This is a genomic window from Massilia frigida (assembly GCF_011682175.1).
Lineage (GTDB): Bacteria > Pseudomonadota > Gammaproteobacteria > Burkholderiales > Burkholderiaceae_D > Telluria_A > Telluria_A frigida.
In genome coordinates this window covers 22363-46318 of the sequence record NZ_WHJG01000024.1, presented here as the reverse complement: position 1 = coordinate 46318, position 23956 = coordinate 22363, and the positions used below count along the sequence as shown (strand labels likewise).

Sequence of the window (23956 nt, the reverse complement as noted above, 5' to 3'; positions counted from 1 at the left end):
ATGCACTATACCAAAGTATAAGAACCGCTTCCAGCGCCGGCCATATACTCGGGCGCTACCCATGGCGCCTCGCGCGGGCGAAAAGGAACCATCATGCAGACCTCCCTTCCCCGTCGCCGGCCGGCTGCCCGCGCCCTCGCCGCCGCGCTGGGACTGATGCTGGCCAGCGTCGCCGCAGCCGGCGCGCCATCGCCAGCCCTGCTGCAACGCTGCGCCGCCTGCCACGGCGCCAGCGGCAACACGGCATCGGCCGCGCTCTATCCCAACCTGGCGGGCCAGTCAGCGGCCTACATCGAACTGCAATTGAATAAATCCGCAGCGGCGAGCGGCCCCATGCGCAGATGCGCGCCTGCTCGACGCGCATGAAACCATCCTGATCGAAGCGCGCCCGCTGGCCCGCGCCAGCGCCGACGCGGGCGACGACGGCAGCAGCGACCTGATCGTCAGCCAGGTGGTGCGCAGCAATGAACTGCACAGCTGGTTCATCGGCGAACACCTGGCGGCGCAGGCGCGCCAGGGCGACTAAGCGCCTTACATCAGGAGCGTGCCGGGCAGCCGCAGGCGCATCTCGCTGCCCTGCCCCGGCGCCGACGTCCAGCGCACCTTCGCGCCCAGGCGCTCGGCGCGCTCGCTGATGCCGGGCAAGCCCCAGTGGCCCGGCAAGCCGCCGTCGCGCAGCACGTCGGCCGGCAAGCCGCAGCCATTGTCGCGCACCACAACCGTCAATTCCTTGCGCTCGTACAGCAGTTCCACCTCGATCTTGCTGGCCTTGGCGTGCTGGAAGGCATTGAGGATCGCCTCGTTGGCGATCCGGTACACCTCGTGCGCCACCAGCGGCGGCAGCGCGCGCACGCGGCCCTCCTCGCGCAGCGCAAAGCGCACCCCGCGCTCCCCGGCCATGCGCTGGCCTTCGCGTTCCAGCATGCTGGCCATGCCCGCCTGGAAATGGTCATGCGCGCGCAAGTCCTGCACCTGGTCGCGCCCTTCCTGCAGCATCAGCTCGGCCTGGTCGAGCGCGCTGTCCATCAGTTGCCGGACCGGTTCCTGCGCCTCAACCCTGGTCGCGGCCATGTGGAAGCGCAGGATCAGTGCCTGCACGCCTTGCAGCAAGGTATCGTGCAGCTCGCGCGCGATGCGCTCGCGCTCGTCCACCTGCACTTGCAGCCGGCCCTGGATACGCGCCGCCAGCTGGCGCATGCGCCAGCGGTACAGCGCCCACAGCAGCGCCAGCGCGAGCAGCACGCAGGCGGCGCGGAACCAGACCGTCTGGGTCATGGTCGGCGCGATGCTGAACTGGAAGATGGCGCCGGTCCCGCTCCAGACCCCATCTTCGTTCGAGGCCTGCACCTGGAAGCGGTACTGGCCCGGTCCCATGCCGGTAAAGAAGGCGCTGCGGCGGGTGCCGGCATCGGTCCAGCCGGCATCCTGCCCTTCCAGGCGGAAGCGGAATGCCACCCGTTCCGGCATCGACAGGCTCAGGGCCGTGTAATCGAGCTGCAAACGCTGCGTGCCGGGCGGCAGGCGCAAGCCGTCGCGCGCCGCATAGTCGTGGCCTTCGACCGTGACGCTGCGCATTTCCACGTGCGGGGCCAGCTGGTTGCGGCGCAGCCGGGCCGGGTCGACCGAGACCACGCTGTTGGCGGTGGTGAACCACAGGCGGCCATCGCTGGCCGCCACCGCCGACGGCACCGGCACCATTTGCGGCGCGGTACCGGTCAAGCCATCTTCCTGGTTGTAGCGCACGAAGCGCACCCGATAGCCGGGCTCGGCCACAGCGCGCTTGAGCTCGGCGGCTTCGATCACGCTGATGCCTTCGCTGCCATTGAGCCACAACTGGCCGCTGGCGGACGCCACGATGCCGGAGACGCCCATGAATTTTTCGTCATTCACGCCCAGCAGCGGATGGAAGCGCTTGCCATCGAAGTACGCCGCCCCGCTGTCGCCACCGATCCAGGTCTGGCCCGCGTGCCGGTACACCTGGAACACCACGCCCACCTGCAAGCCCTCGGCGGCGCCGAGCAGGCGGAACTTGCCTTGCTCGCGCAGCGCGATGCGGTTGCCGATGTAGCCCAGCCACAACTGGCCATCGGCCATGGCGGTGACGCTCATCGCGCCGCGCGATGCATAGTCGGCGTACGGCACCACCTTGCGCCATGCGCCGTCGCGCCGTTCGTAGACCCCGCCGCCGTTGAACGAGATCCACATGGTGCCGTCGGCTTCCTTGGCGACCGCGTGCACCGGGCGGCCCTCGGTGTCGGGTGGGCCGGCCAGCTTGCTGAAGGTGCTGCCGTCAAGGTAAGAGACGCCGCGGTGGCCGCCCGCCCAAATGATGCCGTCGTTGTCGCGGTACAGGCAGGTCAGCTCGGCGATGCCGTTCGAGGGCATCTCGGCCGCGGGAACCGGCACCGAGCGCGCGCCGGGCACATAGAAGCCATCGGTCCAGACGGCGCCCTGGTCGGCGGCGACCAGCGCGCGCGCTTCGCCGCCGTAGTACAGCGGCAAGGCGGCGGCGTCGAGCTTGGTGCGGCGGAAGCGGTCCAGGCCGCTGTTGCTGGCGACCCAGATATTGCCTTCGCGGTCTTCCAGCGCGGTGAACACGATGTAGCCGCTCAAGCCCTGCTGCGGCGTGAGGCGCTCGGTGAGCGTGCGGCCGTCGACGCTGAAGCTGCGCTCCACGCCTTCGCGCCGCAGCAGCCAGCGCTCGCCTTCGGCGTCGTACAGCATGTGCGAGGAATACTCCCCGCCGACGCGGCGAAAGCGCGCCGTCCCCAGCGGCCGCCGGTCGACGATGTCCAGGCTGTCGTTGCGCCCGCCATTGCTCCAGATGGTGCCGTCGGGCGATTCGATCAGGTTGCCGCTCAGGTCGAGGAGATTCGGCAGGCGCCGAAATGCGGAGGCGCCCGGTTCGAGCACGAAGGCGGTGTCGACGTTGCCGACCCAAAAGCGGCCATGGCTGTCCGTCATCATTGCATGCGGCTGGTTGGCCAGTTGCTCGAAGCCGGGCATCTTGTCCCAGCGCGCGCCGTTCAGCCGGAACAGGCCGGCTTTGCTGCCCACCCAGATGCGGCCCTGGGCGTCGCGCCGGATCGCGTGCGGCGACGCCGGCGGCATCCCCTCGGCGCTGCCGTAATGGCGCAGCACGCCATTCTTGAGCAGGCCGACACCGCCGCTGCGGTAACCGATCCACACCTCGCCCGATGGCAGGGCCAGCAGCGACGAGATGCCCGGCGAGGCCAGGCTGCCGCTGCGCGGCACGTAGCGCTCGAACCTGACCCCGTCGAAACGGAACAGCCCGGTACTGGCGCCCAGCCACAGCCAGCCGTCGGGCGACTGCGCCATGGCGAAAATGATGGTCGGGGCACCGTCGCGCGCGCTCCAGCTGGTGTGATGCAGGGTGATCGCCGGGGCCGGGGCCGGCCCCGGCTTGACGTGCGGCAGGGGCTCGCTGGGCCGCGCGGCGGCAACGGCGGCCGTGGCCGGCAGTACGGCGGCCAGTGCCAGCAGCAGCGCCAGCGCCCGCTGCCAGCGTGGAAATGCCTTCATACTTACTCCATGTTGCGAAAAATGCCAGCGTGATACGGGATTGTGGCGATGCGGCAATATCTTCGCAGCAAGCTGACGCAGCAAGCTGACGCAGCAAGCTGACGCAGCAAGCTGACGCAGCAAACTGATCCAAGCGGCGGGCGGGCCCGCATGGCATCATCGGAAGTATTTTCTTAAAGAAAGTTTAATCTTGACTCCCGCCGCCCTTCCCATCCGCGTATTGATCGCCGACGATCACAGCCTGCTGCGCGAAGGCATCGCAGCGCTGCTGGCCGGCGACAGCGGCATCGAGATCGTCGGCCAGGCTGCCGACGGCGAGCAAGCGCTCGAGCGCTTCATCTCCCTGCGTCCGGACGTGACCTTGATGGACTTGCAGATGCCGGTGCTGGGCGGGTACGACGCCATGCTGGCCATGCGCGCGCTCGACCGCCATGCGCGCGTGCTGGTGCTGACCACCTACAAGGGTGACGCCCGCATCGCCCGCGCGCTAAGCGCCGGTGCCGCCGGCTACCTGCTCAAATGCGCGATCCGGCTCAACCTGGCCGATGCTATCCACCGGGTGCATGCGGGCCACCGCTATATTCCGGCCGAGGTGGCGGCCGAGATGGCGGCTTATTTTGGCAGCGACAACTTGTCGGGACGCGAACTGGAAGTGCTGCGCCTGGTCGCCGACGGCAATTCCAACCGCGAAGTGGGCCTGCGCCTGGCGATCAAGGAAGAAACGGTCAAGGCGCATGTCAGCGCCGTGCTGTCCAAGCTGGGGGCGAAGGACCGCACCCATGCCACCACGATCGCACTACGGCGCGGCATCCTGAGTTTGTAATCAATGAGTGCGGAACACGGAAATACGATGAACGAACAGCATGACAACGGCGCCCTGCGCGCCAGCCTGGAGGCGCTGCCGCGCGCCCTGCGCACCTTGCACAAGGCATTGATCGACGTGGAAACGGTGTACTTCGGCGCGCTCGGCAGTGCCCTGGAGCATCTGCAACTGATTACCCATCACCCCCACTTCGCCTGGCTGCAGCCGATGTCGGCCTTGATGGCCGCGCTGGACGAGGCGCTGGACGAACCCGGCAAGCTGACCAGGCAAGCCGCCGCCGGATGGCGCGCGGCGATCGAGGAACTGGTGGGGCCCGGCACGCCGGCAGGAGCGCCGTTCCGGACCAAATACCTGGTGTTGCTGCACGACTCGCCCGAGGTGGCAATGGCGCACGGCGCGCTGCGCCGCTTGCTGGGCCGGATCTAGCGCAGCGCGGCCGGAGCCACGCCTGCGGCTCCGCTTCAGGGCTTGATGTAGGCGAACTCTTCTTGCGTTTGCAAGCGCGCTACTTCGGCCACGCCCGAAGGGACGATGGTTGCTTCGGGCAGCACGCGCTTGCGGTCGATCTTGCGCCCTTCCAGGGTGTTGTTGCAGACCCTGAACTTGACGTTGCGGTTCGACAGTTCCTGCACCACCGCGTCGTAGGGATTGCCGTTCTTGTCCTTGGCGTCTTCCAGCAGGAAATCGATGCCGGGGCCGTGCGTGACGATCACGATCTTCGCTTTCGGGCTGGCATTGAGGTGATTGCGCACGTTGCCGAGCACGCCCATCGCATTGCTGCTGTCGGTCACGTGATAGACCACTTTTTCTTCGCGCGCGAAGGCGCTGGCCGGTGTGCTGGCGACGGCGGCAACCATCATCACGGCTGCCATGGTGCGTAACATTTGCATAGAAACTCCTGTAAAAACGATCAAGGTGGGGGCGCGCCGGGATGCGGCTGTTGCTGCAGGCTTTCCCTTTCCATCAACAGATAGGTGCCGTAGGCGTTGAGCCGGTTGGCTTGCGCAAATGCCGGGTATTTGTCGAACGCGCTCCAGTCAATCTTACCGTATGCCTCGTCGAACGGGGTCAGCTCGGCCACCGCCTCTCCCATCACGCGGCGCAGGAAGGTCAGGTAATCGCGGGTCAGCGCGATATCGGTGGCGGGCGCGCGCGACAGTTCGCCGTGGCCGGGGATGGCGGCCTGCGGCGCCAGCGCCAGCATGCGCTCGAGCGCGTCGAGCCAGACGCGACTGTCGGCCTCGCCCACGAAAGGAATGCGGCCGCCGAAAAACAGGTCGCCCGCGAACAGCACCTTGTCGTCGTCGACCGCCAGCATGATATCGTCCGGCGCGTGGGCGCCGCTCATGTCGATGATCCGGAAGCGCATGCCGCCCATCTCGAAGGCGATGCTCTTGCCGCCGGCAAAACTGAGCCAGCGGTCGGCGCCGGTCAGCCGGGTGGCGTCGTTCACCCACGGCGCCAGCGCCTGCTTGCGCTGGGCCAGCCGGGTCGCCGCCATGTCCGAGGACAGATAGCTGCGGCCCTGTTCGTGGGCCCAGATCTGCGCGCCGCGCGCCTTGAACGCCTGCAATCCATAGAAATGGTCGGCGTGATAGTGGCTGACGATCACGCGCCGCACCGGCTGCGGCGTCACCTTGCGGATCGCCTTGATCATGGCTTCGCCGAGCGCCGGCGTACCGAGCGCATCGAACACCAGCACGCCATCGCGCGTGACCACGAAGCCCGCATTCGACATGAATCCCTGGTTGGCGGCATCGGCCATGCCCGAGTCGCCGTGGAAGTAATACACGTGCGGCGACACCTTGATTGGCACCAGCACCGGCGTGGCCGCCGCAGCCGGGGCGGCGTGCGCCAGCAAGGCCGCGCACAGGCAGGCGATGGTCGATGTAGCGAAGTTCATGGCAGGTCCTTTCTCGATATGGCTATTGGCTGGCGATCTTGCGCTGGGCCTGCGCCAGCGCCGCGTCGAGGTAAGCGCCGTACATCCCGGAAACGTCGCCGCCGACCAGCGGTGGCGCCAGCAGTGCGCCGCGGGCGTCGAGCAGCAGCACGGTCGGCGCGATGCGCACCTGGTAATGGGCGGCCAGCGCGGCGCCGCTGCTCGCTTGCGCATTAAATCCCGTGAACGGCGCCGTGCCGGCCAGGCCGACTTCGCGCACCACCGGGCGCGCCTGTTCATCGCCGTCGCGCGTGAGCGGCAGCAGGTAATTGCGGCGCACCACGTCGCAGTAGCCGCAGCCGGGCAGCGAAAACAGCAGCAGCAGCGGCTGGCCGCGCTGCGCCGCCTGCGCCGCCTCGGCAGCCAGCGCGCGCGGCGCATCCAGGGCCTGGGCGCCGGCGGCCATGGTATCGGTCCCCAGCAGCGCCAGCGCCGCCAGCACGGCCGCGCTGCGCCGCAGCCAGGCGGCGGCCGCCCGCAGGCGCATCAGCGTGCCGCGCTGGCTCATCCCATCAAGCCCGGATTGCCCTGCATGCCGATCAGGCGCGGCGTGTTGAGCTTGCGCGGGCTGACGGTTTTCTGCTGCCGCAGCCACTGCGCCACCACGTCCCACACCGGCTCGCCGCTGGCGCCCTCGGCCACCGGCGCCCAGCCGGCCACCTTGTACGCCTTGCCGGCCTCGAGCGGCTTGCCGTGCAGGCGCATGTCGCTGATGCGCGCGCCCATCGCGGCGCCGGGGTCGATGGCATACGTCATGCCGCCCACCCGCACCATGTCGCCGCCCTGCTGGTAGTAGGGGTCGGGATTGAACAGGTTGTCGGCCACGTCTTCGAGGATGGTCTTGATGGTGCTCCCGCTCATCTCGTTCAGGGTGCTGTACGAGTAGGTTGTGGCGGTCTGGTCCATCAAGTGTTCCATCCGGATCGGGCTGTCGGGCAACAGCGACGTGCCCCAGCGAAAGCCCGGCGAAAACGCGATGTCGGCGCCCTTCACCTCCATCAGCGCGTCGATGATCAACTGGTCGAAGGTGCCGTTGAAGTTGCCGCGCCGGTAGAGGGTGCCTTCGGTGCGCGCCAGTTTTTCGTTCAGCTTCGCTTCGTAGGGCGCGCGGATCTTCCCGATGAGCGCGGCCATGTCCTTGTCGGGCGGGAGGAAGTTGGAGAACACGGGCAGCAGGCGGTACTGGAAATTGCGCACCTGGCCGCCGCGCACGTCGAAATCGAGCACGCCCAGGAACTTGCCGTTGCTGCCGGCGTTGGTCACCAGGGTCTTGCCGCCGCCGTTGGCCACGATCACCGGTTCGGGCACGCCGTCGTGGGTGTGGCCGCCCAGGATGGCGTCGATGCCGCGCACGCGCGAAGCCATTTTCAGGTCCACGTCCATGCCGTTGTGCGACAGCACCACGACCACCTTGGCGCCCTTGGCACGCGCCTCGTCCACCATCTTCTGCATGTTTTCTTCCTGGATGCCGAAGCTCCAGTCGGGTGTCAGGTAGCGCGGATTGGCGATCGGCGTGTAGGGAAACGCCTGGCCGATGATGGCCACCGGCACGCCGTTCATTTCCTTGATCACGTATGGAGCGAACACCGGATCGCCGAAATCGGTGGTGTTGACATTCTGCGCCACGAAATCGACCTTGCCCTTGAAATCCGTGCCGACGATTTCCCGCACCCGCTTCTCGCCCAGGGTCATTTCCCAATGCGCGGTCATCACGTCCACGCCCAGCAGCAGGCCGCAATCGACCATGTCCTGGCCGCGCGTCCACAAGGCCGTGGCCGAGCCTTGCCAGGTGTCGCCGCCGTCGAGCAGCAGCGCGCCGGGACGGCTGGCGCGCATTTGCCTGACCAGGGTGGCCAGATGGGCGAAGCCGCCCACCTTGCCGTAGGTGCGCGCGGCTTGCTCGAAGTTGAGCGCGGTGAACGCGTGCGCCTGCGCCGTGTTGGGCTTGATGTTCACCTGTTTCAGCAGCGCTTCGCCGACCAGGTGCGGCATCTTGCCGGCCGCCTGGCCGATGCCGAGATTGACGCTCGGCTCGCGGAAGTACACCGGATTGAGCTGCGCATGGCAATCCGTAAAGTGCAGGAAATGCACGTTGCCGAAGCGCGCCAGGTCGTACAAGTGGCCCGGGGCAGGCGCTCCCAGCGCCCCTTTCGCGCCCAGCAGCATGCCGCCGGCGGCGGCGATGCCCATCAGTTGCGCAAATTCGCGCCGGTTCATTCCCATGCTGGCTCCTCGGTTGGGGCGGCTACTCGTTGACAGGCGACTTGGGATCGAGCAGCAGCGCCATCACGTCCTTGAGCTGGGCTTCGGTCAGCACGCCGTTGTGGCCGAAGCGCGGCATGTTCGAGCATGCGCTGTAGGCTTGCGCGTTATACAGCTTGTTCCAGGTGTATGTCAGGATGGCGTCGCTGTTGCCGCGCAGTTTGCCGTACTGGTACAGGGATGGGCCGATATTGCCGAACGAAATTTCCTTCTTGCTGATCTGGTGGCAGGCATAGCAATTGCCGCCGTTGACCGCGCCCAGCGCGTCCGACGACTGCATGCCGCGCCCGTTTTGCGCGATCTTTTCGCCTTCCTGCCAGTTGCCTATGTACTTGCCATCGGCCGGCGGCTTGACCGCCGCCAGTTGGGCCGCCTCGATGCGCGCCGCCACCTCGGGCGGGCGCTCCTTGGGATACTGGCTGCACAGTTGCTGCGCCTCGTCCCTGACGGCGACCCGCTCCACCGTGGCCGGCCCGGCCGAACGGAAATCCTGGCGGATCATGTCGAGCGCAGCCTGGCGGTAATCGGTATCGGCGGCCACGGTGGCGCAGCCGGCAATGCTGGCGGCGCCCAGGCTGGCGCAAATCATGCGTGCGATTGGTGTCATCTCGTCTCCCCTATCGTTTCAAGGCCGGTCCGGCGTACACGCCGCCGTTCGCGTTTTTTGCCAGGAACATCGTCACCGCCGTCAGCACGTCGGACGCGTATAGCGGTTCCGGAAAGCGCTGCTGGCGGAAGCAGTCGGTCAGGCGGTGCTGCATGGTCCGCACTTCCCCCTGCGAGACGCGGTAGGCCGGCCAGGTGGTGTAGGCGGCCTGGGCGTTGAGCGTGTTGAGGATGTTCGGCAATTCCTGCAGGCGGATGCGCTGCCCGTCGACCGAATGGCAAGTGGCGCAGGCAAAATCGTGCGAGCCGCCCCGGTAGAAAAACAATTGCCGGCCGGTTTCGTAAGCGCGCAGCGCCATCGGGTGCGCGGTCGAGACCGCCATCTTCATGCCGCGCGACTCGGAGGTAATGTAGGATACCAGCGCTTCGATGTCGGATTTCTTGCCGGCCGCGCCGAACGGCGTCTTGACGGCCTCGGCCGGGCTCAAGCCTTGCAGGGTGACCCGGCAGTGCACCAGGCGCTGTTCCAGGTCCATGACCTTGTTGACGTCCTTGAAGTAGCGCGGCAGTTCGGTGTAGGCACCTTTCAACACGCCCGGCCCCTTGCCGAAGTCGCATTGCTCCAGCGATACCTTGTTCGGGCCGGTCTTGGTTTTCCACAGCTCTTCGCCGCGCATTTCCCACAGCTCGGCGGGATTGCCGTCGGCCAGCATCTGGCGGTACTTCGCAATCTCGTCGGTGGCCGAGGTCTGCGCGAGCGCCGTGCCGGTCGTGGCCAGCAGTCCCGCAGCGAGCACCAATGTGCGCTGGTTGATCATGGTCGTCTCCTTGTTGTTGTCATGGGCGGTCTGCGCCGCATTTGCTTCAGGCGTCCGGTACGGCGTCCGGTAAGGCGTCCGGTCAGGTGATCGTGCCTTCGTCGGTGCGCGTATCGCCCGCCGTGTCGACCCAGGTCACGCTCACTTTGTCGCCCTTGGCCGCGCCCTTGAACTTGAACGACAGGTAGGGGTCCTTGGACACCGAGGGGCCGAAGTTGGCGTCGAACACCACCTTCTCCCCGACCTTGGCCACCAGGGTCTTGATGAAATGGGCGGGGACGACTTTGCCGGCCGCGTCCTTGCGCTGGCCAGTTTCCATATCGTGCCGCATGAGGATTTTGACTTCCACCAGCTCGCCGGTGGCGCTGGCGCGAATGCGCATTGGATCAGCCATGATCGTTTCCTTTGTTGATGTGGGGAGAAGATGAGGGAAACAAGTCAGCCGCCGCAGCCGCCGAGCGTCACTTTGATTTCCTTGGAGGCGAGCAGCCATTTGCCGTCGGCGCGCGCCAGGGCGTGCACATTGGAGGTGCCGCCCATCTTCACGCGCGTGGTGACGGCCGCTTCCGTGCCGGGCGGGATGTTGAAGCTGGCCGACATGCTGCTGGGGTTCTTTTCGACCAGGATGGCCATGAAATCCGTATTGGGCGCCTTGCTGGCCACCGAGACCGGCACCACGGCGCCGTTTTCGGCAATGTCCGGCCCGGTGATCGTGACGTCGGCGCTGACGGTGAATTTGTCGCCGCCGAGTTCCTTCAGGGCCGCTTCCAGGCTTTTGGCATCGAACACCTTCTGGCTCCATTCGGCAGCGAACACGTCGGACGGCTTGAGCAGCCCGGCGGCGAATGCCGCGCCCAGCACCGCGGTAATGCGCATGAGCTTGCGTCGATCTTGATTCATCATCTTCTCCAATGTATATGACTGCTTCACACCAAGACTACCCGATCCGGGTCGCCGCTGGCCATGTTCGTTGATCAGGGTGTTGCCAGGATCCAGGCTAGCATCGCGGCAAGATCGGCATCCGTGACCTGCCCCTGCCCCTGCGCCGGCATCGGGATCGGGCCCCAGGTCCCGGCGCTGCCCTGCCTGATCTTGTCCGCCAGCCGGGCGGCGGCCGCACTGTCGCCCTGGTACTTCTCGCGCACCGCCTTGAAACTGGGGCCGACGACCTTGGTATCGAGCGCGTGGCAGGCCATGCAGGCGTGCTGCTGGAGCAGCGCCAGGGTCGCTTTACCGGGTCCGCTTGCGGGCGCCGTGGCGACGGCTGGCGCGACGGCCGCGAGGCGCGCCGTTGGTCCCGCCTGCGTTGTATCGACGCCACGGGTGGCGCCAAAACCACGGGTCTGCTGCGCCAGGTTGCCGTGCGCATTGCGCGCCCCGTCCGGCAGCGACGAGCGCACCGTGGCCTCGACCGGGCAATGTGTCATGCACGCGACGCTCTTGACGTCGGGCTTGCCCTTGATGTCCCATAAGCCGTGCTTGCTGACCATGCCCTTGCGGTTCGGCATGCGCTGCTGGGCTTGCGCCATGGTCCGGTCCGACAGCACAAAGTCGTCCGGTACCACCTCGCCCATGTTCAGCATGTAGGCGGTGACCGCGTACACCTCGTCGGTGGTGAGCGACTTGGGCGCGGTCCAGGGCATGGCGCGGTTGATGTAATCCCACAGGGTCGACACGGTGGCGAGCTTCATCAGCGTGGTTTTCTGGGGCTGGCGGCCGCTCACGAGCGAGGCTACCCGGCCGCTGGCCGCGTCGGCGGCGGTGGTGCCGCCGATCAGCGGCGTGAATACCTCGTTCGACTCGCCGAAGGTGCCGTGACAGGAGGCGCACTTGCCTTCCCAGACGGCCTGGCCGGCCAGCACGCTGCCGGAACCCTTGGGCAAGCCTGTGAAATCGGGGCGCACATCGATATCCCAGGCCGCCACTTCCTGCGCCGTGGCCGGGCGGCCGGGCATGGCCGGGGGAGCGGCACCGGCGCCGCAGGCCAGCACGGCAATGGCCAGCGCGAGCGCGGCGTTAATAGACCTGGACATTCGACACCTCGCCCGATTGCGCAACCTGCCAGGACTGGATTGCATTGTTGTGATAAATGGACCGGGTGCCGCGCACGGCACGCAATTCATTGATTTTCGGCTGCACATAGCCGGTTTCGTCGATGGCGCGCGATTGCAGCACGGCGGGCGCGCCATCCCAGTTCCAATCGATATTGAAGCGGGTCAGGCATTTCGACAGCAGCGGCGTTTCCAGGCGCGCCGTGCGCCAGTTGCGCCCGCCGTCGACCGACACGTCGACCCGCTTGACCTTGCCCCGCCCGGACCAGGCCAGCCCGGTGATGTTGTAATACCCGGTATCGAGCAAGCGCTGGCCGGCCGACGGCGTGGTGATCACCGATTTGCATTCCTGGATCGAAGTGTACTGGCGGAAGGTGCCGTCCGGCAGCGCATCGATGTAGTGCAGCGCCTCGTCCTTGGTGGCATACGGCTGGTCGCCCACCTCGATGCGGCGCAGCCATTTCACCCACGACACGCCCTGCACGCCGGGCACCACCAGGCGCAAGGGATAACCGTGTTCCGGGCGCAGCATTTCGCCATTCATGGCCCAGGCCACGATGACGTCGTCGAGCGCGCGGTCGAGCCCGATCGTGCGGGTCATCGACGAGCCGTCGGCCCCTTCCGCCAGCACGACTTTGGCGCGCCGCTTGTCGTAGCCGCAATCGTCCAGCAGGACCGGCAGCGGCACGCCGGTAAATTCGCTGCAGCTGAGCATGCCGTGCGAGTACTGGACCGAGGGCACCGCCACATTGCCCCACTCCATCGCCGTGTTGGCGCCGCACTCGATGAAATGCATGCGCGACACCGACGGCATGCGCATCAAGTCATCCATGCTGTAGACCTTGGGGGTTTTCACCAGGCCGTTGATCATGAACCGGTGTTTGGTCGGGTCGATATCGTGCCAGCCCTGGTGATGGCGCTCGAAATGCAGCCCGGACGGGGTGATGATGCCAAACAGCCCTTGCAGCGGCGTGAACGAGACCGAGGCCGCCGCCACCCGGGTCAGCCCGGGCGATTCGCGCCGCTGGAGATTGGCCTCGTACTGCGAGGGCTGGCCGTAGGGATTGGTCACGACCGGCTTGCCCAGGGTACGCGAATGCTCGGGCAGGATCAGGATGTTGGGATCGCCCGCGCCATCCTGGGCCAGCGCGGATCCCGCCGCCATGGCGGCGCCGGCGGCACCGGCGGCCGCCAGGAAACTGCGGCGCAGGAAGCCGCGCCGCGCGCTATCCATGCCGGCGCGGTTGATCTCGTCGACCAGGCCGCCGTCGAGGAAATGCTCGGGGGCGGCCTGCACACGGCCGCTTTTGCGTATCGGAGTCGTCATTGCCGCTGCCTCTCGCTTGCCTTGTTGAAAACGGCATCGGAACTTCCGACCCGCCCGTACAATCGCTTACTTATATGAGCACATACGCATATAACCATGCGCGCATATGCTCCACGCCACCTGCGCGTGCGCCACCGTGTCAGGCGTCCGCTCCCATGAAGCCCTGGATCGCGCCCTGCCCCATGCGGCGGCTGTTCTTGACCTTTTCCGCCATCTGGGAGCACACCGTGCGGCACAGCGCGATCGTATTCTGGTCTTCGATGCGGTAATACACTTGCGCCCCCTCCTTGCGCCGTCCCAGGATGCGGGCCCGGTACAGCATGTTCAACTGGCGCGACACATTGGCCTGGGTGGCGCCGATCTCGCCGACGATGGCGCCCACCGAGCGCTCGCCATGGCACAGCGCGTGCAGGATCTTGAGCCGGGTCGGCTCGGACAGCAGCGAAAAATAGTTCGACACTTCTTCGAACACTTCGCTCATCTGTTCACTGTCGAGTTCCGGATCCATGCTGGTATGCGTCTTATCTATGCCGATATACGCATATAACCAAATCCGCACCTGTCGCACAAGCGATTTCGATGTTGCAATGCGGAAAACAACACTAGAATTCGCCGCGTGAACCGCGCTCCAGCATCTTCCACATGGCGTCGCGCATGCGCGTCACGCGCGGTTTGAGTTCGGGCGGCAGCGTGCGGCCCATTTTGGTCAGCATATCCATGTTCATGGTGTAGAGCCACAAGCCATCCTCCTTTTCCAGCACCGTGATGCGGCAGGGCAGGAAGGCCGCCATGGGCGGGCTGAAATCGACCATCGCGCGCGCCGTCTCCGGGTCGCAGTAGGAATAGACTTTCAGGAACCTCTCCGGCCTGCCGGAGCGCGCCTGCAATTCCGTCGACAGCGGCAGGGTGCCGACCATCTTCACATTGTCTTCGGCGGCGACGCTGGCGAAGGCATCCTCGATCTCGGCCACGCTGACGCCGGCGCGCACCTTGCGTTCCCACGTAACGGCGGCAGCGATGTCGCCGCCGGAGTCGACCCAGCGATCCCATACCCGCCCGAGCTCGGCGCCGGCGCCCTGCTCGGCCTGCGCGGCGGCGTTGAGCGTGCCGCAGGCGGCCAGCAGCAGCGGCGCGGCAGCCAGCAGCAGGCGCATGGGCAGGGCCGGGAAGGTCGGGGTCATCGCGTGGTCGGACATAAGCTGTGAAAGGTGGTCGGTACGCAGGCATGATAATGCGGATCGGCGCCGGCCGCGATTTTATCGGCGCCGCGCCCTCCCCTTACCGCCGGCACCCGGGATGGCTTAGAATATGCGCGCCATCCGGCAAGCGCTTTCAAGGTAGCATTGTGAATTCACCGCAGCAGGGGTTTCTCCTGACCCGACACTGGCGCGACACCCCCGCCGGCACCGAGGTCGACTTCTGGCTTGCCACCGATGCCGGGCCGCGCCGCATCCGCCTGTCCAAGCAACTCTCGGTCGCCTTCATTCCGGAACAGTGGCGCACCCAGGTCGCCGCGCTGCTGCAGGGCGAACGCGGCTGCGAACTGCGCTCGCTCGACCTGCGCGACTTCAGCCAGCGCCCGGTGTTCGGCCTGTACTGCCAGCAGTACCGCCAGCTGACCAGGCAGGCCAAGCGCCTGCGCGAGTTCGGCATCGATGTCTACGAAGCCGATATCCGCCCGCCCGAGCGTTACCTGATGGAGCGCTTCATCACCGCGCCGGTGCTGTTCCACGATGCGCCCGACAGCCCCCTGAAAGCGGGGCCGGGCTACCGCCCGCGCCTGAAACTGGTCTCGCTCGACATCGAAACGACCTCGCGCGGCGAGCTGTATTCGATCGCGCTCGAAGGCTGCGGCCAGCGCCAGGTCTACATGCTGGGACCGCCGAACGGCAACGATGTGCCACGCGACTTCGCCCTCGACTACTGCGACAGCCACGCGCACATGCTGGCATGCCTCAATGCCTGGCTTGAAACGCACGATCCGGACGCCATCATCGGCTGGAACGTGGTGCAGTTCGACCTGCGCGTGCTGCAACAGCATGCGCAGCGCTGCCAGGTGCCCTTGCGCCTGGGGCGCGACGGCAGCCCGATGGAATGGCGCGAACACGGCAAGCAGCAGCACTTCTTCGCCGGCGCGGCCGGGCGCCTGATCATCGACGGCATCGACGCGCTCAAATCGGCGACCTGGCGTTTTTCCTCGTTCAGCCTCGAAAACGTGGCGCGCACCCTGCTCGGCGTTGGCAAGGCGATCGACAATCCCTACCAGCGCATGGCCGAAATCGAACGCCGCTTCAACCAAGACAAGCCGGCACTGGCACACTACAACCTCAAGGACTGCGAACTGGTCACGCGCATTTTCGACAAGACCGAGCTGCTGCCCTTCCTGCTCGAACGGGCCAGCGTGACCGGGCTGGCGGTGGACCGCAGCGGCGGTTCGGTGGCCGCCTTCGAGCACCTGTACCTGCCGCGCATGCACCGCCAGGGCTACGTGGCGCCCAACCTGGGCGATATCGCCGGCGAAAACAGCCCGGGCGGCTACGTCATGGATTCGCGTTCCGGCCTGTACGACTCGGTGCTGGTGCTCGACTACAAAAGCCTGTATCCCTCGATTATCCGCACCTTCCTGATCGATCCGGTCGGCCTGGTCGAAGGCTTGCGCGACGACAGCGGCGCCACCGTGCCGGGCTTCCGCGGTGCGCGCTTTGCGCGCGAGAAGCACTGCCTGCCGGCCATCGTCAGCCAGATCGCGCAGGGGCGCGAGGCGGCCAAGCGCGAACGCAACCAGCCGCTGTCGCAGGCGCTCAAGATCATCATGAACGCCTTCTACGGCGTACTCGGGTCGGATGGCTGCCGCTTCTTCGATCCGCGCCTGGCATCCTCGATCACGCTGCGCGGGCAAGAGATCATGCACCGCACGCGCGAGCTGATCGAGGAACGCGGCTACCAGGTGATCTACGGCGACACCGATTCGACCTTCGTCTGGCTCAAGCACGCGCACGACGACGCGCAGGCGGGCGAGATCGGGCGCGCGCTGGTGGTCCACGTCAACGCGTGGTGGAGCGCGCACCTGGAGCAGGAGTTCGGCCTCGGCAGCGCGCTCGAACTCCAGTATGAAACCCACTACCGGCGCTTCCTGATGCCGACCATCCGCAATTCGGAAGAAGGCAGCAAGAAGCGCTATGCGGGACTGGTCGGCAACAGCGACGGCGCCGAAGAGATGATATTCAAGGGCCTGGAAACGGTGCGCAGCGACTGGACGCCGCTGGCGCAGCAATTCCAGCAAGCGCTGTACCTGCGCATCTTCAGGCGCGAAAGCTACCGCGACTATGTGCGCGAGTACGTCAACAGCACCTTGCGCGGCGACTTCGACGACTTGCTGGTGTACCGCAAGCGCATCCGCCGCCCGCTGGCGGACTACCAGGGCAGCACGCCGCCGCCGGTGCGCGCCGCGCGCCTTGCCGACGACTTCAATCGCCTGCACGGCCGTCCGCTCCAGTATCAGAAAGGCGGCTGGATCCAGTACGTGATGACGCTGGCCGGCCCCGAACCGCTGGAAACGCAACGCTCGCGCATCGATTACGACCATTACGTCACGCGCCAGCTGCAGCCGATCGCCGACGCCATCCTGCCCTTCCTGGGCGACGATTTCGCCAGCCTCACCAGTTTGCAGCAGACCTTGTTCTGACGAAAAACCATGCGTCTCACATAAATTTGCCATATTGACGTTGCTCAGCAATAATAGTAATAGGAATCATTATCATTCGTAGTAATTATTAAGCAACGTAAAAACAAGGACGTACCATGGCAATGCAAAAGACCCGGCTGGCCGTCATCATCGCGCTCGCACTTCCCCAGCTGTCCAGTTCCGCCTTGGCGCAGACCGCGCTCAAGGAAATCACCGTCACCGCCACGCGCGACCAGGATGCCGGCTACAACCCGCCCACCTCCACCAGCGCGACCAAGATCGACGCGCCGCTGCGCGATATTCCACAAACCGTCAACGTGGTGCCGCTCTCCGTGCTGCGCGACCAGGGCGCGCGCTCGCTGCAGGACGTGCTCAAGGCGGTGCCGGGCATCGGCCTGTCGCACGGCGACGGCCAGCGCGACCAGGTGACCATCCGCGGCTTTACCGCCATCGCCGACCAGTTTGTCGACGGCATGCGCGACGATGCCTTGTACTTCCGCGACCTGTCGAACACCGAGCAGGTCGAGATCATCAAGGGGCCGGCCTCGGTGCTGTACGGACGCGGTTCGTCCGGGGGGCTGATCAACCGCATCAGCAAGAAACCCGGCATCAACAAGAACGAAGTGAGTTTGCAGGTCGGCAGCTGGAACCAGCGCCGCGCCGAAATCGACGTCGCCCGCGCTGACAGCGCCAGCCCGGTGGCGCTGCGCGTGACCGGCGCCATCGAACGCGCCGACAGCTACCGCGACCAGCAGTTCCTCGACCGCGAAGCGTTCGCGCCATCGGTCTCGCTCAAGATCAGCGACGCCACCAAGGTGCTGCTGCAGGCCGAATACCTGAACGACAAGCGGGTGACCGATTTCGGCGTGCCCGCGTATCGCGGCAAGCCGGTCGATGTGCCTGCCGGCACCTACTACGGCGCGGCCAACGCGAAGGACAACGATTACTCCGAAGCGGAGGTGAAGGCCTTCGGCTTCACCATGGATCACCGTTTCAACGATGCCTGGTCGCTGCGCAATACCTTCCGCCACTACAACTACACGCTCGACCGCAACAACACGCTGGCCGGCGCGGTCGATGAAAAGGCGCTGACGGCGTCGCTGAACCGCAGCAATGTGCTGCGCGACGAGAGCGGCTATTTCAACCAGACCGAGCTGAAACAGATCGCCACGCTGGCCGGCATGCGCCATCAGTTGCTGTACGGCGTGGAAGTCGGCAAGCAGGAAAAAGACCAGCTGTTCCGCTCGCAAAACAATATCGCCAAGGTCAAGCTGTTCAATCCGGTTGCGCCGGTGCTGCCGTTCACCGTCAGCGCCGCCCCCTCGACCGACAACCTGGGCGTGATGACGGTGGCCAGCGCCTACGTGCAGGATATGGCGGCCTTGTCGGCCCAATGGAAGGCGCTGGCCGGCGTGCGCTTCGACCGCTTTGAACAGGAAACGCGCGAACGCCGTGCCGGCCAGTCGAACCTGGCCCGCGTCGACCGTGCCTGGAGTCCGCGCGCCGGCCTGGTGTATCAGCCGGGCGAGACGCAATCGTACTTCGCCTCGTTCAGCAAGTCGTTCCAGCCGTCGGGCGAATCATTTGCGCTGGCTGCGAACAATGCCCAGATCGCGCCGGAGGAAACCACCAACAAGGAAGTCGGCGCCAAGTTCGACCTGTTCGACGGCAATGCGAGCGCCTCGGTGTCGCTGTTCCGTCTGGAGCGCACCAACATCAAGGCCACCGACCCGGCCACCAACCGCCTGATTCCGATCGGCACGCAGCGCAGCGATGGCATCGAGCTGACCTTCGCCGGCAAGCTGGGCGATGGCTGGCAGCTGTGGTCGGGCTACGCGTATCTGGATGCGCGCTCGGTGTCGTCGGTCGCCGTCGATGCCGGACAGCCGGTGCAGGGCAAGCGCCCTACCCTGACGCCCGTTCACAGCGCCAACGTGTGGCTGACCAAGTCGCTCGGCAACGGGTTTGGCGTGGGCGGTGGCGCCAATGCCGTCGGCAAGCGCTTCGCCAATCCGGGCAATACCGTGACGCTGCCGGGCTATGCGACCATCGATGCGATGGCCTACTACCGCCAGGGCAAGGTCGACATCCAGCTGAACGCGATGAACCTGGCCGACCGCCAGTACATCGTCGCCGGACACGGCAGCAACGGCAACCTGAACCTGCCGGGCGCGCCACGCTCGGTCCAGTTGACGGCGCGCTACGCGTTCTGAGGCCTGCGCCAACTCAAGGCAATCAGGACGATTGCTTTCCCAGCGCATCCGCGCAAGGCCAAGCGGTACCACGATGAACAGTGCAAGCGCCTGCTCATCGCTGGCCGGGTGGCTGCCAGCCAGCGCGGCGCCGCACGCGTGACGACGCCCATGCGGCGAACCAAACACGATAGACGAGGTCTTACTGTGACAAGCAGTACCGGCGCTGTGCGAGCACGTTTTGCAACGCGGCGCCGGCAGGGTCGGCCCCGGCTGCATAAGCGCCTGCCTTCATCGCATGGGGTGGCGCTTGCCCATCACGCCGGGTGTCCTGTCCATGCGGGCGCTTGTGATTACCGGGTGACATCCTTGACCTCATGAGGGAACACGATGGACATGAACAATGAATTGCGCGATCATGGTGACATGGAAGCCCGCGTAGCCAGACTGGAAGCTGACATCACCGCCATCAAGATCGATGTTGCGGTGATCAAGGCCAATGGCGCGACGAAATCGGATATCGCCGAAGTGCGGGCCGAGATTCGCTCCGAGATCGCGGGGGTACGTTCGGAAATACGCAGCGCCGTGTCCGAAGCGAAGTCGTCAATTATCATGTGGGTTGCAAGCCTCGTTTTCCTGGCTCAGTTGATACCCGCAGCGGTACGCCTGATCGAGAAGACCATCTGATACGTCCATCGTCGCTGGTCACGAGCCTGTCTCGGGCGGTTTTTTACACATCCCAATTGCTTTCATTTTGCGCCACACAGCGCGCATCCCATACCACCGCGAATGACGCGCGCGCCTGCTTTTGACTGGCTGGCGGGCAACGCGATTGAGAGATGACAACGTGCATGCTGGCGCCCTCTCGACAGAACCAGCTTCAATGGACGAGGTCTTACCATCACACGCGGAACCGGCCCGGTCCGGGCACGTCGTGCAACACGTCGCCGTCAGGACTGGCCCCGGCTCAATATCTGCCTGCCCTTATCGCATGGCGTGGCAGTTCAGTTGTTTTTCTCCTTGGGCAGCATGTCCACGCAAGCGCTTGCAATCCCCGGGCGCCATCCTTGACATCACGAGGGCACACGATGGACATGAACGATGAACTGCGCGATCATGGCGACATGGAAGAGCGCGTAGCCAGACTGGAAACTGACATCACCGCCATCAAGATCGATGTCGCGGTGATCAAAGCCAATGGCGCGACCAAATCGGATGTCGCCGAATTGCGTGCCGAGCTGCAGACGGAGATGCGTTCCGGGTTCGCCGGAATACGGGCCGAGATGCGGGCCGAGATCGCCGGGGTACGTTCGGAAATACGCAGCGCTGTGTCCGAAGCGAAGTCGTCAATTATCATGTGGGTTGCAGGCCTCGTTTTCATGGCTCAGTTGATACCCGCAGCGGTACGTCTCATCGACAAGTACATCTGACACGCCCGTCCGTGTCGGCCAACGCCCCGCCTTAAGCCGGTTTTTGCACATCCATCCGTGACGTGGAACCGGACGGCCAGGCCCAAGACGCCATGCACGGCAGGCGTCTTCCGTGTGTTCGGGAAGCACGCCGCGCAAAGCTGGCCGGGTCCGGGGAACAATGCTGCGCCAGCACTGTCCAATTACTTTCACTGCACGCAGCGCACATCCCATACCTACATGAACGGTGCGCGTGCCTGCTTATTGCTGGCCGGCAGACTAGCGATTGAGGGGTGCCCCCTGCTTGCAGGCGTCCCGCCAACTGAACCAACTTCAATGGACGAGGTCTTGCTGTCACAAGCGGAACTGGCGCTGTGCGAGCACGTTTCGCAATGCGCCGCCGGCAAAGCCGGCCTTGGCTGAATATGCGCCTGCCTTCAGCGTGGCAATTGTCTATTCCCCCACGTGCCGTGTCCATGCATGCGCTTGTCATCACCGGGCGAAATCCTTTACATCATGAAGGAACACAATGGACATGAACGAGGATCTGCGCGATCATGGTGACATGGAAGCGCGCGTAGCCAGACTGGAAGCCGACGTCACCGCCATTAAGATCGATGTTGCGGTGATCAAGGCCAATGGCGCAACGACATCGGATATTGCCGAAGTGCGGGCCGAAATGCGTTCCGGGTTCACCGAGGTGCGGGCCGAGATGCATGCCGAATTCGCCAGAGTGCGCGCGGAGATGCGTTCCGAGTTCGCGGCGGTGCGGGCCGAGATGCATTCCGAGATCGCGCAGGTACGTTCGGAAATACGCAGCGCTGTTTCCGAAGCGAAGTCGGCAATTATCCTGTGGGTTGCAGGCCTCGTTTTCCTGGCTCAGCTGGTACCCGCAGCGGTACATCTCATCGAAAAGTACATCTGACACGCGCTCATCGTTGGCGCTCGATAACCCGCCCGTGGCGGTGTTTTATCCATGTCACATTGACCTTGAACCTGATGCTGACGCGCACAAGGTCATTGACGCTCGACAGCCAGGCTGGCGACACCATGCTTCATTGCGCCGCAAGAACAGAACTAATGTCGATGGACGCGGTCTTACTGTGATCAGCAGTACGGACCCCGTACCAGCCACCTTTACCAACCCAACGTCGATCCCGCAGGGCCGCCTGGCATTGAGCGGACGCACGCTAATCGAATGGCGGCTGATCATCCGGCTCCCGTGACGCCGGTCCTGGAAATGGGCTCTCATCCACGGGCAAAAAACCATAACACCTTCGAGGAACACGATGGACATGAGCGGCGAACAACGTGATCATGGTGGCATGGAAGTCCGCATTACAGCACTGGAAGCCGATGTTGCCGCCATCAAGATCGATGTTGCGGTGGTCAAGGCCAATGGCGCAACGAAATCGGACATCGCCGATTTGGGTACTGAAATACGCAGTACGGTAGCCGAGGCGAAATCGCAATGATCATCTGGTTAGCCGGCCTCATGTTCCTGGCCCAGGTGGTGCCGGTCGTTGTACGCCTCATAGAGAAGCTCATCTGACATCCGCACTGCCAGCTACCAACAAGCCGCCCCGTAGGAACCACTTTTACCAACGCATCGTCGAACCGGCGGACTGTGCAACGTGTGGAACGGAGTTGTTCACATCGCATGGCGGCGGTTCATCCGGCTCCCGGCAAGTCTGACTTGCAACGGACTGTCATCCTCAGGCAAAAACCTTAACTTCATCAAGGAACAGTATGGACATGAGCGACGAACTGCGTGATCATGGGGCATGGAAGCCCGCATAACAAAGCTGGAAGCCGATGTGGCCGCCATCAAAATCGATGTTGCGGTGATCAAGGCCAATGGCGCGACCAAAGCGGACATCGCCGATGTCCACGCCAAAATAGCCGAGGCGAAACCGTCGATCATCATCTGGGTTGCCAGCCTCGTTTTCCTGGCCCAGCTGGTGCCCGCCATGATCCGCGTCATCGAAAAATACATCTGACAGCCAGCCTGTCCTGCCATCGACGCCAGCAACCCGCCCTGCGCGGTTTTTTTCTTCCCACATCGCCTGCGCAATCGATTTGCCATGACATAGCAAAACAAATTCCTCAAGATCGCAATGTTGGCGTATATTTACCGATATTCGTTTTGCAACGGATGCCACACTGACGCCCATCATCGAAAGGAATTCCGCATGCGCCCTGCCCTGCCTGCCTGCCTCGCCGTTCTGTTCCTGCTGGGAGGCGAGGCCAGTGCCCGTCCCCAATCGCTCGGCATCGCCGTGCCGCCCGGCGAGTCGACCATCGCCTACGACATGAACGCCGCCGGCCAGGTGGCCGCCGTGCTGGAAGACGGCGACGGCCACACGCGCGGCGTCCTGTTCGAAAAAGGCAAGATCACCGACCTCGGCGCGCGCGGCGGCATGCACAGCGATGCGCGCGGGATCAACGACCGCGGCGAGATCATCGGTTCGGTCCGCAACAAGGATGGCAGCTGGAATGCCTTCCTGTTCCATCGCAGCAGCGGCATGCGCGTGATGGGCACCCTCGGCGGCCCCAGCAGCTACGGCATGGGCATCAACCAGGAAGGCATCAGCGTCGGCTTTGCCGACATGCCGAACGGCGACTGGCATGCCTTCATCAACGACGGCGGCGCCCAACTGCAGGATCTCGGCACCCTGGGCGGCAAGATCAGCTACGCCAGTGGCATCAACAAGCACAGGCAGGTGGCCGGCACCGCCGCCAACGCGGATGGCTACCGTCACGCCTTCCTGTACACGCCCGAGCGCGGCATGGTCGACCTGGGTACCCTGGGTGGCCGCCAAAGCTCGGCCATGGCGATCAACGACGATGGCGTCGTGGTCGGCGCGTCGGAAACCAAAGACCGCCGCTGGCGCGCCTTTGTGCACGATGGCAAGCGCATGGTCGACCTGGGTGCGCTGATTGGCAACTACAACAGCTTCGCCACCGATATCAACAACGCCGGCCACGTGGTCGGCACGGTGCTGGTCGGCACTGAGCGCATGTCCTTCGTGTGGCGCGACAAGAAGATGACCGTGCACCGCAGCGGCCACGGCCTGCACCTGACCAACGCCATCAACGACCGCGAATTCGTCATCGGCGCCACCTATGACCACGGCATGACCGCCGCGACCATGGCCTCGAACGCGGCCGCCGTCATGACGCGCGGCGGCAGCGAGCTGCTGACCCTGATCGCCGCGGTGTTGACCATGGCCGGGCTGGCCGTGCTGTACCGCTTGCGCAGCCGCGGCATCGAGCTCACCGGCGCGGGCAACTGAGA

Annotated in this window: 24 protein-coding genes; 10 read left to right on the top strand and 14 right to left on the bottom strand. The window is 65.1% G+C overall.

The features are described from left to right. Positions 1 to 93: 93 nt before the first annotated feature. The gene (locus F2P44_RS21035) at positions 94 to 366 is read left to right on the top strand and encodes a c-type cytochrome (RefSeq protein WP_229423666.1); all 273 of its coding nucleotides are present in this window, start codon (positions 94 to 96) and stop codon (positions 364 to 366) included. A 165-nt stretch (positions 367 to 531) separates the two neighbouring features. Here F2P44_RS21035 and F2P44_RS21030 read toward each other — a convergent pair whose 3' ends face one another. Then, positions 532 to 3543, bottom strand: coding sequence for a sensor histidine kinase (locus F2P44_RS21030; protein ID WP_167089002.1), 3012 nt, complete (start codon positions 3541 to 3543; stop codon positions 532 to 534). A 190-nt stretch (positions 3544 to 3733) separates the two neighbouring features. On the opposite strand from F2P44_RS21030, the gene F2P44_RS21025 reads away from it, so the two are divergent. Both F2P44_RS21025 and F2P44_RS21020 read left to right on the top strand, forming a co-directional pair. Further along, positions 3734 to 4366, top strand: a complete 633-nt coding sequence (locus F2P44_RS21025) for a response regulator (RefSeq protein ID WP_167089001.1) — start codon at positions 3734 to 3736, stop codon at positions 4364 to 4366. Between the two features lie 27 nt (positions 4367 to 4393). After that, positions 4394 to 4792 carry a hypothetical protein gene (locus F2P44_RS21020; protein WP_167089000.1) on the top strand — a complete coding sequence of 133 codons (399 nt, stop codon included), beginning with the start codon at positions 4394 to 4396 and terminating at the stop codon, positions 4790 to 4792. A gap of 35 nt (positions 4793 to 4827) precedes the next feature. Here F2P44_RS21020 and F2P44_RS21015 read toward each other — a convergent pair whose 3' ends face one another. The 12 genes from F2P44_RS21015 to F2P44_RS20960 all read right to left on the bottom strand — a co-directional run bounded on the left by F2P44_RS21015 (position 4828) and on the right by F2P44_RS20960 (position 14568). Continuing rightward, a complete protein-coding gene (locus F2P44_RS21015) occupies positions 4828 to 5238 on the bottom strand; it encodes a DsrE family protein (RefSeq protein ID WP_370662733.1) in 411 nt (136 codons plus the stop codon). A 38-nt stretch (positions 5239 to 5276) separates the two neighbouring features. Beyond that, a complete protein-coding gene (locus F2P44_RS21010) occupies positions 5277 to 6269 on the bottom strand; it encodes an MBL fold metallo-hydrolase (RefSeq protein WP_167088998.1) in 993 nt (330 codons plus the stop codon). A gap of 22 nt (positions 6270 to 6291) precedes the next feature. Next, positions 6292 to 6816 (bottom strand): thioredoxin fold domain-containing protein, encoded by a 525-nt coding sequence (locus F2P44_RS21005; protein WP_167088997.1) that lies wholly within the window; start codon positions 6814 to 6816, stop codon positions 6292 to 6294. Continuing rightward, positions 6813 to 8525, bottom strand: a complete 1713-nt coding sequence (gene soxB / locus F2P44_RS21000; protein ID WP_167089093.1) for a thiosulfohydrolase SoxB — start codon at positions 8523 to 8525, stop codon at positions 6813 to 6815. The genes F2P44_RS21005 and soxB overlap by 4 nt, the downstream gene beginning before the upstream one ends. A 28-nt stretch (positions 8526 to 8553) precedes the next feature. Next, the gene (gene soxX / locus F2P44_RS20995) at positions 8554 to 9177 is read right to left on the bottom strand and encodes a sulfur oxidation c-type cytochrome SoxX (RefSeq protein WP_229423665.1); all 624 of its coding nucleotides are present in this window, start codon (positions 9175 to 9177) and stop codon (positions 8554 to 8556) included. Between the two features lie 10 nt (positions 9178 to 9187). After that, positions 9188 to 9994 carry a sulfur oxidation c-type cytochrome SoxA gene (soxA, locus tag F2P44_RS20990; RefSeq protein WP_167088996.1) on the bottom strand — a complete coding sequence of 269 codons (807 nt, stop codon included), beginning with the start codon at positions 9992 to 9994 and terminating at the stop codon, positions 9188 to 9190. 82 nt (positions 9995 to 10076) lie between these two features. Further along, positions 10077 to 10388, bottom strand: a complete 312-nt coding sequence (gene soxZ, locus F2P44_RS20985; protein ID WP_167088995.1) for a thiosulfate oxidation carrier complex protein SoxZ — start codon at positions 10386 to 10388, stop codon at positions 10077 to 10079. A gap of 44 nt (positions 10389 to 10432) precedes the next feature. Beyond that, on the bottom strand, positions 10433 to 10894 hold the full coding sequence (gene soxY, locus F2P44_RS20980) for a thiosulfate oxidation carrier protein SoxY (RefSeq protein ID WP_167088994.1): 462 nt from the start codon (positions 10892 to 10894) through the stop codon (positions 10433 to 10435). A 74-nt stretch (positions 10895 to 10968) separates the two neighbouring features. After that, the gene (locus F2P44_RS20975; protein ID WP_167088993.1) at positions 10969 to 12027 is read right to left on the bottom strand and encodes a c-type cytochrome; all 1059 of its coding nucleotides are present in this window, start codon (positions 12025 to 12027) and stop codon (positions 10969 to 10971) included. Next, positions 12011 to 13372 carry a sulfite dehydrogenase gene (gene soxC, locus F2P44_RS20970; RefSeq protein WP_167088992.1) on the bottom strand — a complete coding sequence of 454 codons (1362 nt, stop codon included), beginning with the start codon at positions 13370 to 13372 and terminating at the stop codon, positions 12011 to 12013. The genes F2P44_RS20975 and soxC overlap by 17 nt, the downstream gene beginning before the upstream one ends. Positions 13373 to 13511: 139 nt before the next feature. Then, positions 13512 to 13880 (bottom strand): ArsR/SmtB family transcription factor, encoded by a 369-nt coding sequence (locus tag F2P44_RS20965; RefSeq protein ID WP_229423664.1) that lies wholly within the window; start codon positions 13878 to 13880, stop codon positions 13512 to 13514. A 94-nt stretch (positions 13881 to 13974) separates the two neighbouring features. Beyond that, positions 13975 to 14568, bottom strand: a complete 594-nt coding sequence (locus F2P44_RS20960) for a DUF302 domain-containing protein (protein WP_229423663.1) — start codon at positions 14566 to 14568, stop codon at positions 13975 to 13977. A 149-nt stretch (positions 14569 to 14717) separates the two neighbouring features. On the opposite strand from F2P44_RS20960, the gene F2P44_RS20955 reads away from it, so the two are divergent. From F2P44_RS20955 to F2P44_RS20930, 6 genes are all read left to right on the top strand, one after another. Beyond that, on the top strand, positions 14718 to 17057 hold the full coding sequence (locus tag F2P44_RS20955; RefSeq protein ID WP_370662730.1) for a DNA polymerase II: 2340 nt from the start codon (positions 14718 to 14720) through the stop codon (positions 17055 to 17057). A gap of 116 nt (positions 17058 to 17173) precedes the next feature. Then, positions 17174 to 19270 carry a TonB-dependent receptor gene (locus F2P44_RS20950; RefSeq protein ID WP_167088991.1) on the top strand — a complete coding sequence of 699 codons (2097 nt, stop codon included), beginning with the start codon at positions 17174 to 17176 and terminating at the stop codon, positions 19268 to 19270. A gap of 369 nt (positions 19271 to 19639) precedes the next feature. Beyond that, positions 19640 to 19936, top strand: coding sequence for a hemolysin XhlA (locus tag F2P44_RS20945; RefSeq protein ID WP_167088990.1), 297 nt, complete (start codon positions 19640 to 19642; stop codon positions 19934 to 19936). A gap of 407 nt (positions 19937 to 20343) precedes the next feature. Further along, positions 20344 to 20679, top strand: coding sequence for a hypothetical protein (locus F2P44_RS20940; RefSeq protein ID WP_167088989.1), 336 nt, complete (start codon positions 20344 to 20346; stop codon positions 20677 to 20679). A 514-nt stretch (positions 20680 to 21193) separates the two neighbouring features. Further along, a complete protein-coding gene (locus F2P44_RS20935; RefSeq protein WP_167088988.1) occupies positions 21194 to 21583 on the top strand; it encodes a hypothetical protein in 390 nt (129 codons plus the stop codon). A 370-nt stretch (positions 21584 to 21953) separates the two neighbouring features. Beyond that, the gene (locus F2P44_RS20930) at positions 21954 to 22133 is read left to right on the top strand and encodes a hypothetical protein (protein WP_167088987.1); all 180 of its coding nucleotides are present in this window, start codon (positions 21954 to 21956) and stop codon (positions 22131 to 22133) included. A gap of 300 nt (positions 22134 to 22433) precedes the next feature. On the opposite strand, the gene F2P44_RS20925 is transcribed toward F2P44_RS20930, so the two are convergent. Then, positions 22434 to 22835 carry a hypothetical protein gene (locus F2P44_RS20925; protein WP_167088986.1) on the bottom strand — a complete coding sequence of 134 codons (402 nt, stop codon included), beginning with the start codon at positions 22833 to 22835 and terminating at the stop codon, positions 22434 to 22436. 15 nt (positions 22836 to 22850) lie between these two features. Here F2P44_RS20925 and F2P44_RS20920 point away from each other — a divergent pair, with 15 nt between their 5' ends. Next, complete coding sequence (locus F2P44_RS20920) at positions 22851 to 23954, top strand: HAF repeat-containing protein (protein WP_167088985.1); 1104 nt, start codon at positions 22851 to 22853, stop codon at positions 23952 to 23954. The last annotated feature ends 2 nt before the right edge of the window (positions 23955 to 23956 follow it).